This window comes from Novosphingobium kunmingense (assembly GCF_002813245.1).
Classification (GTDB): domain Bacteria; phylum Pseudomonadota; class Alphaproteobacteria; order Sphingomonadales; family Sphingomonadaceae; genus Novosphingobium; species Novosphingobium kunmingense.
Genome location: NZ_PHUF01000007.1, coordinates 1 through 14,649, shown reverse-complemented (window position 1 = coordinate 14,649; position 14,649 = coordinate 1). Strand labels below are relative to the sequence as shown.

At 66.4% G+C, this 14,649-nt stretch carries 12 protein-coding genes and 1 pseudogene; 6 read left to right on the top strand and 7 right to left on the bottom strand.

All coding sequences use genetic code 11. From position 1 onward, the window contains the following. The first annotated feature begins 32 nt into the window (after nucleotides 1–32). The 6 genes from B0I00_RS15750 to B0I00_RS15725 all read left to right on the top strand — a co-directional run bounded on the left by B0I00_RS15750 (nucleotide 33) and on the right by B0I00_RS15725 (nucleotide 6,521). On the top strand, nucleotides 33–1,391 hold the full coding sequence (locus tag B0I00_RS15750; RefSeq protein WP_100868372.1) for a formimidoylglutamate deiminase: 1,359 nt from the start codon (nucleotides 33–35) through the stop codon (nucleotides 1,389–1,391). Next, nucleotides 1,388–2,080 (top strand): UTRA domain-containing protein, encoded by a 693-nt coding sequence (locus tag B0I00_RS15745; protein WP_100868371.1) that lies wholly within the window; start codon nucleotides 1,388–1,390, stop codon nucleotides 2,078–2,080. The genes B0I00_RS15750 and B0I00_RS15745 overlap by 4 nt, the downstream gene beginning before the upstream one ends. Before the next feature lie 59 nt (nucleotides 2,081–2,139). Next, entirely contained in the window at nucleotides 2,140–3,117 is a 978-nt protein-coding gene (locus B0I00_RS15740; RefSeq protein WP_100868370.1) for an NAD(P)H-dependent flavin oxidoreductase, read from the top strand. Nucleotides 3,118–3,143: 26 nt separating this feature from the next. Beyond that, nucleotides 3,144–4,400 (top strand): acetyl-CoA C-acetyltransferase, encoded by a 1,257-nt coding sequence (locus B0I00_RS15735; protein WP_100868369.1) that lies wholly within the window; start codon nucleotides 3,144–3,146, stop codon nucleotides 4,398–4,400. A gap of 24 nt (nucleotides 4,401–4,424) precedes the next feature. After that, nucleotides 4,425–5,213 (top strand): enoyl-CoA hydratase/isomerase family protein, encoded by a 789-nt coding sequence (locus tag B0I00_RS15730; RefSeq protein ID WP_232730309.1) that lies wholly within the window; start codon nucleotides 4,425–4,427, stop codon nucleotides 5,211–5,213. An 84-nt stretch (nucleotides 5,214–5,297) separates the two neighbouring features. Further along, nucleotides 5,298–6,521 carry an NAD(P)/FAD-dependent oxidoreductase gene (locus B0I00_RS15725; RefSeq protein WP_100868495.1) on the top strand — a complete coding sequence of 408 codons (1,224 nt, stop codon included), beginning with the start codon at nucleotides 5,298–5,300 and terminating at the stop codon, nucleotides 6,519–6,521. Here B0I00_RS15725 and B0I00_RS15720 read toward each other — a convergent pair. The 7 genes and pseudogenes from B0I00_RS15720 to B0I00_RS15690 all read right to left on the bottom strand — a co-directional run. Further along, nucleotides 6,518–7,144 (bottom strand): trimeric intracellular cation channel family protein, encoded by a 627-nt coding sequence (locus B0I00_RS15720; protein ID WP_100868368.1) that lies wholly within the window; start codon nucleotides 7,142–7,144, stop codon nucleotides 6,518–6,520. The genes B0I00_RS15725 and B0I00_RS15720 overlap by 4 nt on opposite strands. Nucleotides 7,145–7,164: 20 nt before the next feature. Next, a complete protein-coding gene (locus tag B0I00_RS15715; RefSeq protein WP_100868367.1) occupies nucleotides 7,165–7,368 on the bottom strand; it encodes a hypothetical protein in 204 nt (67 codons plus the stop codon). A 99-nt stretch (nucleotides 7,369–7,467) separates the two neighbouring features. Continuing rightward, nucleotides 7,468–8,949: a DUF4403 family protein gene (locus B0I00_RS15710; RefSeq protein WP_100868366.1), complete on the bottom strand. Its 1,482-nt coding sequence runs from the start codon at nucleotides 8,947–8,949 to the stop codon at nucleotides 7,468–7,470. 56 nt (nucleotides 8,950–9,005) lie between these two features. Continuing rightward, nucleotides 9,006–10,397: a dihydrolipoyl dehydrogenase gene (gene lpdA, locus B0I00_RS15705; RefSeq protein WP_100868365.1), complete on the bottom strand. Its 1,392-nt coding sequence runs from the start codon at nucleotides 10,395–10,397 to the stop codon at nucleotides 9,006–9,008. A 10-nt stretch (nucleotides 10,398–10,407) separates the two neighbouring features. Beyond that, nucleotides 10,408–11,643 carry a 2-oxoglutarate dehydrogenase complex dihydrolipoyllysine-residue succinyltransferase gene (odhB, locus tag B0I00_RS15700; protein ID WP_100868364.1) on the bottom strand — a complete coding sequence of 412 codons (1,236 nt, stop codon included), beginning with the start codon at nucleotides 11,641–11,643 and terminating at the stop codon, nucleotides 10,408–10,410. A gap of 9 nt (nucleotides 11,644–11,652) precedes the next feature. After that, nucleotides 11,653–14,466: a 2-oxoglutarate dehydrogenase E1 component gene (locus tag B0I00_RS15695; protein ID WP_100868363.1), complete on the bottom strand. Its 2,814-nt coding sequence runs from the start codon at nucleotides 14,464–14,466 to the stop codon at nucleotides 11,653–11,655. Nucleotides 14,467–14,529: 63 nt separating this feature from the next. Continuing rightward, nucleotides 14,530–14,649 (bottom strand): annotated as a pseudogene (locus tag B0I00_RS15690) (succinate--CoA ligase subunit alpha); the annotation flags it as partial.

Genomic DNA, 14,649 nt, shown 5'->3' with positions numbered 1-14,649 from the left:
TAGACATAATTGAATTCGAGAGGATCGCAGCCATGACCCACGCCGTCCATGCCGCTTCGGCTCTGTTGCCCCGGGGCTGGGTCGACAACGTCCGGATCGAGGTTGAGGGTGGTCTGATTGGGCGGATCGCGTGCGGCGTCGCGGCCGAACCCGATGACGAGCGGGCCGACTGGCTGATCCCGGGCATGCCGAACCTCCACAGCCACGCCTTCCAGCGCGCCATCGCCGGCCGGGGCGAGATGCGCGGGCGCGGCGAGGACAGTTTCTGGTCGTGGCGGCAGGCGATGTACCGCTTCGTCGAGAGGCTCGACCCCGAGGCGATGCAGGCGATCGCCGCCATGGCCTATGCCGAAATGCTCGAAGGCGGCTTCACCCGGGTTGGCGAGTTCCACTATCTCCACAACGCCCCGGACGGCGCATGCTATGCCGATCCGGCGACAATGGCCGCGGCGCTTGTCGCGGCGGCGGACGAGACCGGCCTCGCGCTTACGCTTCTGCCGGTATTCTACGCTCACTCCGGCTTTGGCGCCCAGCCGCCACAGGCCGGGCAGGCGCGGTTCGTGAACACGCTGGATAGCTTCGCGCGGCTGCACGAGGCCTGCGGCGCGGCGCTGTCTGCCTTGCCCGATGCCCAACTCGGCGTCGCACCGCACAGCCTGCGAGCGGTCGCCCCGGACGAGCTAGCCGCGCTAACGGCGCTGGCGGGTGAAGCCCCGATCCACATCCACATCGCCGAACAGGTGGGCGAAGTCGAGGACAGCCTGGCGTGGAGCGGCCAACGCCCAGTCGACTGGCTGCTCGATCATGCGGAGGTCGGGTCGAACTGGTGCCTGGTCCACGCGACCCACATGACGCCGGACGAAACCGCCCGTCTTGCCTCGAGCGGAGCAGTGGCGGGGCTGTGCCCGATAACCGAAGCGAACCTTGGCGACGGATTGTTTCCTGCATCCGCCTACCTCGGCGCGGGCGGCGCGTGGGGTGTCGGAAGCGACAGCAACGTGCGGATCGACATGTTCGAGGAGCTGCGCTGGTTCGAGTACGGCCAGCGTCTTGCGCTGCGTAAGCGCAATGTCGTCGCATCCGGAGAAGGGCAGTCGACCGGGGCTGCGCTGTTCGACCAGGCCGGGCAGGGCGGGGCCCGGGCACTGGGCGCGTCGTTCGGCCTGGCGCCGGGACACTCGGCGGACTTCGTCAGCCTCGATTCCCGCCACGGCGCTTTTGCTGCAATGCCCGAGGCCCTGCGCGTCGATGCTGCAGTCTTCGTCGCCGGGCGTGAGGCGATCGACGGCGTCTGGCGGCGCGGCCGCAAGATGGTCAGCGAAGGGCGCCATCATGCGCGTGCGGAAATCGCGGCGCGCTATGCCGCGACACTGGCGCGGCTGGTGGTATGACCCGTCCGCTCGGCGACAGGATTCGTGTGCAATTCGAACGCCAGATCCTGTCCGGTGACCTGCCTCCCGGCGCGCGACTGCCGACCGAACAGGAGATCATGGCGCGGTTCGGCTGCTCGCGCATGACCGTCAGCAAGGCGCTGTCCGCCCTGGCGACCGCCGGGCTGATCGAGCGGCGCAAGCGGGCCGGCACCTTCGTCGCGCGGCCGCGCGTTCATTCGATGGTGCTCGAGGTGCCTGACCTTGCGCCGCTCATTGCGGCGCGCGGGCAGACCTATGCCTTCCGCCTGGACCGAAGCGAGGAATTGGCCGTGCGCGAAGGGCACCTCGCCGGCCGGCCCGCGCGGCACCTGGTCGGGGTCCACTTCGCCGATAGACAGGGCATAGCAGTGGAGGACCGCCTGGTCAGCCTGGCGGCGGTGCCCGATATCGCCCGTGCCGACCTGGCGCGCGAAGCGCCCGGAACCTGGCTGCTGCGTCACGTGCCCTGGACCGAGGCCGACACCCGCATCACCGCCGTGGGCGCGGCCCCGCAGGAAGCGTCGCTCCTGGGCCTGTCGCCAGGCGATCCCTGCCTGTGCGTCGAGCGCAGGACATGGCGCGGCCGCGATCCGATCACTTTCGTGCGCCAGGTTTTCCGCGGCGACAGCTACGAACTGGTCGCTCATTTCGGTCCCGGGGCGTCATAGCTGTTGCCAAGTTTAATTGAGCGGTTAAATGTCTCTCCAAACAGGTGTGGAGAGGAATCATGGCAATCAGGACGCGCATTACCGACATGCTGGAGATCGAGCATCCGGTCGTCCAGGGCGGGATGCAATGGGTGGGCGTGGCCGAAATGGCCAGCGCCGTGTCGAATGCGGGTGGCCTCGGCATCCTGACCGGCCTGACCCAGCCCGACGCCAAGGCGCTTGCCGCCGAGATCGAGCGCTGCAAGAGCATGACCGACAAGCCGTTCGGCGTGAACATGACCGTGTTTCCGACGATCAATCCGCCCGATTACAAGGCCTATACCCAAGCGATCATCGATTCCGGGGTGAAGATCGTGGAGACGGCCGGCACCCCTGCGGTGCGCGAACTGTGGGAAATGATGAAGCCCCACGGCATCAAGATTCTGCACAAGTGCACCGCCGTGCGGCATGCGCTCTCGGCTGAGAAAGCCGGGGTCGATGTGATCAGCATCGACGGCTTCGAATGCGCCGGCCACCCGGGCGAGGACGATATTCCCGGCCTCATCCTGATCCCCGCCGCAGCCGACAAGGTCAAGATTCCCTTGCTTGCGAGCGGCGGCTTCGGTGACGGGCGCGGCCTTGCCGCGGCGCTGGCGCTGGGCGCCGACGGCATCAATATGGGCACCCGCTTCACCGCCACGGTCGAAGCGCCGATCGCCCAGGCCTTCAAGGACCTGATGGTCGCCAACGACGAACGCTCGACCGACCTGATCTTCCGAACCTATCGCAACACTGCACGCGTCGCCAAGAACGAGATCAGCCAGCAGGTCGTAGCAGCCGAACGCGAGGGCAAGCCGTTCGAGGAGGTTGCCTACCTGGTCAAGGGCGTGCGCGGCCGCGAGGGCCTCCAGACCGGCGACACCAACCATGGGATCTGGTCGGCCGGGATGATCCAGGGCCTGATCCATGATATTCCGACCTGTCACGACCTGGTCACCCGGATCGTCGCCGATGCCGAAGCCATCATCCGCCAGCGCCTGACCGGCATGCTGGTCTGACCCCCATTTTCGAAGGAGACCCTCCCATGTCCGAAGCCTATATCATCGACGCCGTCCGCACCCCGCGCGGGATCGGCAAGCCCGGCAAGGGCGCGCTGTCGCACCTGCACCCGCAGCACCTCGCGGCGACCGTGCTCAAGGCGATCAAGGAGCGCAACAACCTCGACACGACGACGGTCGACGACATTATCTGGTCGACCAGCAGCCAGAACGGCAAGCAGGGCGGCGACCTGGGCCGGATGTCGGCGCTGGCTGCAGGCTATGACATTTCCGCCAGCGGCACCACGCTTGACCGCTTCTGCGGCGGCGGGATCACTTCGGTGAACCTGGCCGCGGCAACGGTCATGTCGGGCATGGAAGACTGCGTCATTGCCGGCGGAACCGAGATGATGAGCTTCACTTCGGCCTATGGCGCCGAACTGGCCAACGCCGGGATCAAGCCGCTGGGCATGGGCGCGGGCAACCCCGAGCTCGATGCGCTGCACCCGCAGAGCCACCAGGGCGTGTGCGGCGATGCGATTGCCGCGCGCGAAGGGATCGACCGCCACGCGCTCGACGCGCTGGCGCTGGTCAGCCAGGAACGTGCCGACCGGGCAATCCGCGAAGGCCGTTTCGACAAGTCGGTGGTCACCGTCTACAACCCCGACGGCACCGTCGCGCTGGACCGCGAGGAGTTTCCGCGCCCCGAAACCACGATGGAAGGCCTGTCGAGCCTCAAGGCCAGCTTTGACGGGATCGCCGATTTCGACCTGGGCGGCGGGACCACCTTCCGCAAGCAGATCACTCGCCGCTATCCCGAACTGGAATGGAAGGGCGTGCATCACGCCGGCAACTCGTCGGGCGTGGTCGATGGCGCCGCGGCGCTGCTCATTGCCAGCCCGGCCTATGCCGAAAAGCACGGGCTCAAGCCGCGCGCGCGGATCGTTGCCTATGCCAACCAGGGCGATGATCCGACGCTGATGCTCAACGCCCCGGTTCCGGCGGCGAAGAAGGTGCTGGAAAAGGCTGGCCTCAAGAAGGACGATATCGACGTCTGGGAAATCAACGAGGCTTTCGCCGTGGTCGCCGAAAAGTTCATCCGCGACCTCGAGCTTGACCGCACCAAGGTCAACCCCAACGGCGGCGCCATGGCGCTGGGCCATCCGATCGGGGCGACCGGTTCGATCCTGATCGGCACCGCGCTGGATGAACTGGAACGCACGGGCGGCCGCTACGGCCTCGTCACGATGTGCGCGGCGGGCGGCATGGCCCCGGCGATCATCATCGAGCGCATCGAAGCCTGACAAGGGCCTGCAGGAGGGCCTGACATGAGCGCCATGACCTACGCCGTCGCCGATCACATCGCGACCATCACGCTCAACCGGCCCGAGCGGATGAACACCATTTCGTCCGCGATGCTCGACGAACTGACGCAGACCCTGGTCCGCGCCAACGAGGATGACGACGTGCGCGTGGTGATCCTCACCGGTGCGGGCCGGGCGTTCTGCGCCGGGCTCGACCTCAACGAGGCGTCTGCCGGCGAAGGGATCGGTGGCGGGCAGCGCAAGGCGCCGCCGACGCTCGATCTCCGAAACACGCCGCCTACCGTGCTGTTCGCGATGGACAAGCCGGTGATCTGTGCGCTCAACGGATCGGCTGCGGGGTACGGCATGGACCTCGCGCTGGGCTGCGACATTCGCATCATGGCCGCCGACGCGAAGTTGGCCGCGGCCTTCGTCAAGCGCGGCGTGCTGCCCGAAAGCGGCGGAACCTGGTTCCTGCCGCGGATGCTCGGCTGGGCCAAGGCGGCCGAGATCATCTTTACCGGCCGCACGCTGACGGCCGAGCAATGCCTGGCCGAAGGGCTGGTCAATTCCGTCGTCCCGACCGACCAGGTGGCGGGTGCGGCGCTGGCCATGGCCCGCGAGATCGCCGCCAACGCGCCGATGGCCGTGCGCGCGGCCAAGCGCATGATGCGCATGGGCATGGACGAAACCTTCGATACCCACGTGCAGCACGTTTACCTGCAACTATTACCGCTGTTCGCCAGCGACGACTTCAAGGAAGGTGTGACGTCGTTCCTCGAAAAGCGGCCAGCTGCCTTTACCGGTCGCTGATCGACCGAAGCCCGTTCCGCTTCCCCCTTGCAGTGCGGGGTTTGCGCTTTATGGCCCGGTGAATGGATGGAGGATCGGCAGGCCATGAAGTTTGACGTCGTGATCGTGGGTGCGGGGCAGGGTGGTGCGGCCGCCGCGATCCAGTTGCGCCAGCAGGGCTTTGCCGGCAGCGTCGCCATGATCGGACGCGAAAGCGAACCGCCCTATGAACGCCCGCCGCTGTCGAAGGAATACCTCCTCGGGGATAAGACCTTCGAACGGCTCTATGTTCGTCCGCCCGAGTTCTGGCCGGGCAAGGACATCCACCTGATCCTGTCGACCGAAGTCACCGCGCTCGATCCCCGGGCGCATGAGTTGACCCTGTCGAGCGGCGAAACCGTAACCTACGGCCATGTGATCTGGGCAACCGGCGGCGATCCACGCCGGCTGATGATTCCCGGTGCGGAACTGGCGGGCGTCCACGGCGTGCGCACAAGGGAGGATGCCGATGCGATCCTCTCCGCGCTTGGCGGGGTGGAACGCGTGGTCGTCGTGGGCGGCGGATACATCGGGCTGGAAGCCGCCGCAGTCCTGCGCAAGCTGGGCAAGGCGGTGACCTTGCTCGAAGTCCTGCCGCGCGTGCTGGCGCGGGTCGCCGGACCGGAACTGTCGGCGTTCTACGAGGCCGAACACCGCGCCCACGGTGTCGATCTGCGCACCGAAACCGGGATCGACGCGATCCTCGGCGAAGGTCGCGTCACGGGCGTGCGGCTGGCCGATGGCAGCGAGATTGCCTGCCAGATGGTCATCGTCGGTATCGGCATCGTTCCAGCGGTGGGCCCGCTGCTGACGGCGGGCGCGGCCGGGGGCAATGGCGTCGATGTGGACGAACTGTGCCGCACCAGCCTGCCCGACGTCTTCGCGATCGGCGACTGCGCCGCCCACGCCAACCGCTTTGCCGATGGCGCGGTGATGCGGCTGGAAAGCGTCCAGAATGCCAACGACCAGGCCGTGACTGCGGTCAAGGCGCTGCTTGGCGGGAGCGAACCCTACAAGGCGACGCCGTGGTTCTGGTCGAACCAGTACGACCTGAAGCTGCAGACGGTCGGTCTGTCGACCGGCTACGACACCGAGATCGTGCGGGGCGACGTGGCCAGCCGCAGCTTTTCGGTGATCTACCTGAAGCAGGGCCGGATCATCGCGGTCGACGCGGTCAACGCGATCAAGGACTACGTTCAGGCGCGCAAGCTTGTCGAAGAAGGGGCGTCGATCGCGCCCGCGGACCTCGCCGATGCGAGCCGCCCTCTGAAGGAACTCGACCGGCTCTAATTCCCGTCGCGGTTGTAGCTCGGCAGCGCCAGTCCCCGCGCGATGGCGAGGCCGCGCAGGGCAAAGCCGGCCAGCGCGGCCACGATCCACACCGGCGGACGCGGCAGGTCGGCGAGATTGCCAGCCACGACGATCGCCGATGTCAGCGCAGCGGCGGTGATGTAGATCTCGGGACGGATGATGATCGACGGCCGCGCGGCGAGCACGTCGCGGATCACCCCGCCGACGCAGCCGGTGATCACCCCCATCATCATCGCCGGGACCGGAGCAACGCCAAAGGCCAGCGCCTTGGCTGTTCCGAGCACCGCATAGGCGGCCAGCCCTGCGGCGTCGGCCCATTCCAGCAGTTGGCCCTCCCACCAGCGGTGCGGGGTAAACCAGGCGACCAGGGCTACGCCCAGGCAAACTGCGGCCACGTAAGGATCGCGCACCCAGAACACCGGCGCCCCGATCAGCAGGTCGCGAACCGTCCCGCCGCCGACCCCGGTGACCAGCGCGAAGAAGGCCATGGTGACGAACGTCTGCCTGAGGCGGGCAGCCAACAGCGCTCCGCTCAGCGCGAAGATCGCCGTTCCCGCAAGGTCGAGGACCGGCGGCAAGCTTGGCAAGGCGGCGGGTTCCATCGACAGTACCGGCAGGCGGGTCAGTCTTCGATCAACTCTTCGAGCCTGGTCTTGACCGCCAGGATGCGCTGGGCCGCTTCGGTGAAGGTGGCCACTTCCTCGCGGCGGTTGTTGCCGCGCGCTTCCTTGGCGGCTTCGACATAGCCTTCCATGTCGGCTTCGAGGGCGTCGACAAGAATCTCGATCTCGTCGCTGGACAGTTTGATGGTGTGCGTATCGGCCACGGGGCGCTTCCTTTGTCGGCAATTCGGGTTTGGCGCCCTTCATAGTGTCCAGCGCCCGCCGGGAAAGGGGAAAGGCGACGAAATGCCGGGGAAAGCGCGTCAGTGCAGCACGCGGATCGCCGCCGTTCCCGTGCCCCAGACCGGCAGGTAAAGCCCGTTCCCCGCCGCTTTGAGCGATCCGGTTCGCACGTTGTCGATCCGCGCCTGGATGGCCAGCTTGCCTTCGCGCTTGTCATCGATCGCGCGGCTGATCTTGCCGAGCAGTTCGTTGTAATCCCTGGTGAAGTTCTGGGCCAGCGCTTCGGCAATGGTTTGCGAAAGCGCCGGCGAATTGGCCAGCTTGAGCAACAGGTTGGTACCGGTGCTGTCGGTGGCGCCGCTGACCTTGACGTCGGTGAACATGACCTTCTGCGTGTTGGGCGGGTTGATCGGCAGTCCGGTGAGCCATACGGTGCCCTTGGCGGCTTCCTTCCCGCTGGCCGCGTCGGCGGCGGCGAACTGCAGTCCCACGGCAATCCGCCCGTCGGTTGTGCCATAGGCGGTGACCTTGCCGAAGCTGGCGTTCACCGGCCCGTACCCCGGAATGTCGAAGGGGCGGTCCGACCGCTTGACCAGCGCTTCGGAAATAACCGGCTCGAGCTCGGCATAGTCGGCGATCACCGGGATGAAGAATTGCAGGCTGCCGGTATTCGCATCGAGCGGACGCACAGGGGGCAGGGGGCTGCTTGGCGGGTCGGCCGGACGATCGCCGACGAAGGTTTCGGTCTGGGCCTTCATGCCGAGCCTGAGGGTCAGCTTCGTGCCCGTCAGGTTGTATCCCCCATACTGCAGTTCCTGGGGAGTGATGCGCATCCAAACCGGCGGGTTGTCGCGGTTGAGAGGGACCGAGGTAAACGCCTCGCCCCACGCCTTTTCCACCTGCTGACGGAAGCCCAGCTTGTTGATTTCCACAGGCACGGTGCGTTCGAGACTGGCGACAACGCCGGCAAGCTTGTCGTTCGCCGTATGGGTGAGGTCGATGGTCTGGCCCAGGAACTCGACCCCCGGCTGCTTGGTCCAGGCATAGTTGATGTCGACCTTGCTGCGCGGGTTCCAGTCGCTGGCCAGGTCCATGCGGACCGCGATGCGGACCTGAGCGCGGGCGGTGGCGGTTTCCTGTTTCAGGATCCCGCCGATGTCCTGTGCGCGAATCACGGCGCTGACCGGCATGGTGACGATCAGGTCGCGTCCCGAACCGCCGATCGAGAGCGCGCCGCGTGTCACCTGGCCGACCAGGCGGCACTTCAATGTCGGGGTCTTGATCTTGACGACCAGCACCTTGACCTTCTTGGACGGCACGCAGACCTGGTCCGGCTTGTCGATGGTCCACAGCTGACGCGGCACCTCGCGTTCCAGCGCGGCGCGCAGGGCGCCGATATCGGCCTCGATCGGGACGGCGATGATCGAACTTTGCGGGGGAGATGTGATTGCGTCAGTCGCGCGCGGCGGCGCGCCATCACCGGCGCTGCGATTGCACGCGGAAAGTCCGCCCACGGCGGCAATGGCCAGCGCGGCGCCGGCAACCTTCTTGAACGTCGTCATTCGCGCCCCCTGTCTGCGCCGGTGAAACGCAAACGAAGGGGCGGAAGATCAGTTCCTTACATGTGGATCGGCTTGCCGGTCACGGCCATGGCCGCTTCCTTGATTGCCTCGCTGTGCGTGGGGTGGGCGTGGCAGGTGTAGGCGATGTCCTCGCTCGTCGCGCCGAATTCCATCGCCTGTGCGGCCTGGGCGATCATCGTGCCGGCAACGCTGGCGATGCACCACACGCCCACGACCCGGTCGGTCTTCGCATCGGCGATGACCTTCACGAAGCCATCGGGTTCGTGATTGGTCTTGGCGCGGCTGTTGGCCAGCATCGGGAACTTGCCGACCTTGATCTCGCCCTGTTCCTTCGCCTGGTCCTCGGTCAGGCCGACCCCGGCGATTTCAGGCCAGGTGTAGACCACCGACGGGATCACCGCGTGGTTGACGATGCCAGTCTGCCCGGCGATGTTCTCGGCCACGGCGATGCCCTCGTCCTCGGCCTTGTGGGCCAGCATCGGCCCCGGCACGACGTCGCCGATGCCCCAGATGCCTGCGACCTTGGTGCGGAAATCGTGGTCGATCTCGATCTGGCCGCGAGCGTTGACATCCAGCCCCGCCTTGTCGAGCGCGAGGCCGTCAGTGTTCGGACGGCGCCCGATCGACACCAGCACGCAGTCGGCTTCCAGCGTTTCGGTCGCGCCGCCGGCAGCGGGTTCGAGCGTCAGCGTGGCCGTGTTGCCCTTGACCGCAACGCCCGTCACCTTGGTCCCGAGCTTGAGCGTCATGCCCTGCTTCTTGAAAATCTTGGCCGCTTCCTTGCGCACGTCCATGTCCATGCCGGGCAGCAGCGCATCGAGGAATTCGACGACGATCACCTCTGCGCCCAGACGGCGCCAGACCGAACCGAGTTCCAGTCCGATCACGCCGCCGCCGATGACGACCATCTTCTTCGGCACCTTGGGCAGTTCGAGCGCGCCGGTGCTGTCCACCACGACCTTCTGGTCGATCGTTACGCCCGGCAGCGGGGTCACGTTTGAGCCGGTAGCGATGACGATGTTCTTCGCGCGATAGCTCTTGCCCGCGACCTCGACGGTGTCGGCGGTGGTGAACTGGGCATAGCCCTTCAGCCAGTCGACCTTGTTCTTCTTGAACAGGAATTCGATCCCGCCGGTCAGCTGCTTGACCGCGTCGCGGCGCTGGGCGTGCATGGCTTCAAGGTCGAGCTTGGGCTCGACCAGGACGCCCATCTTCGCCATCGAGCCGTTGGCGGCGGCATCGAAGTATTCGCTTGCGTGGAGCATCGCCTTCGACGGGATGCAGCCGACGTTGAGGCAGGTGCCGCCAAGCGTGTCGCGCCCTTCGACGCAGGCGGTCTTGAGGCCAAGCTGCGCCGCACGGATCGCCGCGACATATCCGCCGGGGCCCGCGCCGATGATGAGGACGTCGTAATCGTAATCAGCCATTGGTCTATCCTCAGAGATCGATCAGTAGACGGGTCGGATCCTCGATCGCTTCCTTGATCGTCTTCAGCGCGGTCACTGCCTCGCGTCCGTCGATCAGGCGGTGGTCGTAGGACAGTGCCAGGTACATCATCGGGCGGATAACGATCTCGCCGCCCCGGACAACCGGGCGGTCCTCGATCCGGTGCAGGCCCAGCACCGCCGACTGCGGGGGATTGATGATCGGCGTGGACATCAGCCCGCCGAAGATCCCGCCGTTGGAAATGGTGAAGGTGCCGCCCTGCATGTCCGCCATGGTCAGCGTGCCCTCCTTGGCGCGCTTGCCAAGGTCACCGATCGCCTTTTCGATATCGGCAAAGCCCATCTTGTCGACGTTGCGGACCACCGGCACGACCAGACCGTTCGGAGCCGACACCGCGACCGACAGGTCGACGTAGGGGAAGTAGACGATCTCCTCGCCCTGGATCTGGGCGTTGACGCCGGGAAAGTCCTTCAGTGCAAGGCAGGCCGCCTTGGCGAAGAAGCTCATGAAGCCAAGCTTCACGCCGTGCTTCTTCTCGAAGCTGTCCTTGAACCTCTCGCGCGCGGCCATGACGGCCGACATGTCGCAGTCGTTGAAGGTGGTGAGCAGGGCGGCGGTGTCCTGCGCTTCCTTGAGCCGCCGGGCGACGGTCTGCCGCAGGCGGGTCATCTTGACCCGTTCCTCGCCGCGGTCGCCCGCCGGAGTGGCGGGTGCGGGCGCGGCCGGAGCGGCGGCCGCAGGCGCCGGTGCCGCGGTTTTCGCCTGGGCGGCGGCAAGCACGTCCTCCTTGGTCAGGCGGCCGTCCTTGCCGGTGCCCTTGACCGAGGCGGGGTCGATCCCGTGTTCGAGCACGGCGCGGCGCACAGCCGGCGACAGCGCGGCTGCGGCATCGGCACTGGCGGGCGCCGCGGGCGGAGCAACCGTGTCCGAGGCGGGAGCGACCGGCGCTTCCTTGCGTTCGGCAACCGGTTCGGCGCCGGCGGACGGCGAGCCATCCTCGATCGTTGCGATCACCGCGCCGACGGCGACGTTGTCACCGACCTTTGCGACATAGTTGCCCATCACGCCTGCGACCGGCGCGGGAACCTCGATGGCAACCTTGTCGGTCTCCAGGCTGGCGATCGGTTCATCCAGCGCGACCGCTTCGCCCGGCTTCTTGAGCCATTCGCCGATCGTTGCTTCGGCAACGGATTCGCCCAGGGTGGGAACTTTGACTTCGGTGGACATGGCTTTTCCTCAGGCCTTCTTGCGGCGGCGGATTTCGGAGCGGACCGAAAGGCCCAGGGCATTGCCGAGCAGCGCGCCCTGTTCGGCTTCGTGCCGCTTGGCGAGGCCCGTTGCCGGCGAAGCGCTGCCAACGCGGCCAGCATAGCGCGGGCGGGTGACATTCCGCTTGGCTGCGATCAGGGCTTCCTCGATGAACGGTTCGACGAAGAACCACGAGCCGTTGTTGCGCGGCTCTTCCTGGCACCAGACGACCTCTTCCAGGTTCGGCATCTTCGAGAAGCGCAGGGCCAGCGGCTCGCCCGGGAAGGGGTAAAGCTGTTCGAGCCGGACGATCTGGGTGTCGGTGATCTCGGCGGCGTCGCGGGCTTCCATCAGGTCGTAGGCGACCTTGCCCGAACACAGGATGACGCGCTTGGTCGCCTCGTCCGGCGACCCGTTCCGGTCCGACAGGATGCGCTTGAAGTGCGCCTCGCCGACGAATTCGCTCGCCTCGCTCTTGGCCATCGGGTGGCGCAGCAACGACTTGGGCGTCATGATGATCAGCGGCTTGCGGAACGGACGGTGCATCTGCCGGCGCAGCACGTGGAAGTAGTTGGCCGGGCTGGTGATGTTGCACACCTGCATGTTGTCTTGCGCGCAGAGCTGCAGGTAGCGTTCGAGCCGGGCAGAACTGTGTTCCGGTCCCTGGCCTTCGTAACCGTGCGGCAGCAGCAGGACGAGCCCGTTGGCGCGCAGCCACTTCGATTCCGAACTTGCGATGTACTGGTCGATCACGATCTGCGCGCCGTTGGCAAAATCGCCGAACTGCGCTTCCCACAGCACGAGGCTCTTGGGATCGGCGCTGGCATAGCCGTATTCGAAGCCGAGCACGCCGTATTCGCTGAGCGGGCTGTCATGCACTTCGAACTTGCCGTGCGGCACGGTCGACAGCGGCACGTACTTGTGCTCGTCGGTCTGGTCGACCCAGACGGCGTGGCGCTGGCTGAAGGTGCCGCGGCCCGAATCCTGGCCCGACAGGCGCACCCCAAAGCCTTCGGAAAGAAGTGAACCGAAGGCAAGAGCCTCCGCGGTCGCCCAGTCGAAGCCCTGGCCCGAGGTGAACATCTCGCGCTTGGCGTCGAGCACGCGGGTCAGGGTCTTGTGGATCTGGACGCTGTCCGGAACCGTGGTCAGCGTGCGGCCCAGGCTGTCGAACAGCTTCTGTTCGATCCCCGTGTGGATGTTGCGGCGCGCCGTTTCCGGATCAGCCGGGGCGTGCAGCCCGCTCCACCGTCCGGCGAACCAGTCGGCTTCGTTGGCCTTGTAGCCCTTGGACGCATCGAATTCCTGTTCGAGCGTCTGGGTGAAGCGCATCTCGACTTCGGCGCCATAATCCTTGTCGATCACGCCCTGCTGGATCAGGCGCTGGGCATAGAGCGCGCTGACTGCGGGATGCTTCTTGATCTGGGCGTACATCAGCGGCTGGGTGAACGACGGTTCGTCGCCCTCGTTGTGGCCGAAGCGGCGGTAGCACCACATGTCGACCACGATGTCGCGGCCGAAGGTCTGGCGGTAATCGATCGCCAGCTTGCAGGCGAAGGTCACGGCTTCGGGATCGTCGCCGTTGACGTGCAGGATCGGTGCCTGGACGCCCTTGGCGACGTCCGAAGGGTAGGGTGATCCGCGGCTGAACTGCGGGCTGGTGGTAAAGCCGATCTGGTTGTTGATGACGAAGTGGATGCAGCCGCCGGTGTTGTAACCCTTGACGCCCGAGAAGCCGAAGCATTCCCAGACGATGCCCTGGCCGGCAAAGGCCGCGTCGCCGTGGATCAGAACGGGCAGGACCTGCTTGTGCTTGCCCTGGCCGATGTCGTCGCGGAACGCCTGCTGCGCGCGGGTCTTGCCCAGCACGATCGGGTCGACAGTTTCGAGGTGACTCGGGTTGGGCTGCAGGCTCATGTGAACCTTGATCCCGTCGAACTCGCGGTCGGTGCTGGTGCCGAGGTGGTACTTGACGTCGCCCGATCCGCCGACATCCTCTGGATTGGCGGTGCCGCCCGAAAACTCGTGGAAGATCACCCGGTAGGGCTTGGCCAGCACGTTGGCGAGAACGTTGAGGCGGCCCCGGTGGGCCATGCCGTAGACGATCTCCTTGACGCCTAGCTGGCCGCCGTACTTGATCACGGCTTCGAGCGCCGGGATCATCGATTCCCCGCCGTCGAGGCCGAAGCGCTTGGTGCCGACGTACTTCTTGCCGAGGAACTTCTCGTACTGTTCGCCGCGAATGACCGCGCCGAGAATGGCTTTCTTGCCTTCGGGGGTGAAGTCGATCGACTTGTCGCCGCCTTCGATCCGGTCCTGGATGAAGCGACGCTCCTCCACGTCGGCGATGTGCATGTATTCGTAGCCGACCTTGCCGCAGTAATTGCGCTTCAGGACGTCGACCAGTTCGCGCACCGTGGCCCACTCGAGACCGAGCGTGCCGCCCATGTAGACCTTGCGATCGAGCGCCGCGCCGGTGAAGCCGTGGTAGGCCGGGTCAAGGTCGGCCGGCAGGTTCTGGTGACTCAGACCGAGCGGGTCGAGATCGGCCCCAAGGTGACCGCGCACGCGATAAGTGCGCACCAGCATCATCGCGCGGATCGAATCCGCGGCCGCTTCCTCGATCGCCTTGGGATCGGACGGCGCGCCGGCCTTGCCGGCCGCAGCCTTGACCGCGACCTGCATCTGCGTCGGATCGAGCGCGGCCGTCAGGTCGTCTGCGACGCCGCGCCAGTCCGGGCGGCCCCAGCTCGGACCCGGCTGGGGATCGTCGGGGAGGAAATCGTGTGCTTCGTTGCCCATCGTGCCTGTCCTGGGGAGGGAAGGCCGGGCGGAACTCCAAAGTTCCCGCCCGGGTGTCCGGATTCAGCCCTTGAGCGCTTCGGCGAGTGTTTCGCCGAGCAGGCTGGGCGAGGAGGAGACGCGGATGCCCGCTTGTTCCATCGCCGCGATCTTGCTTTCGGCATCGCCCTGGCCGCCCGACAC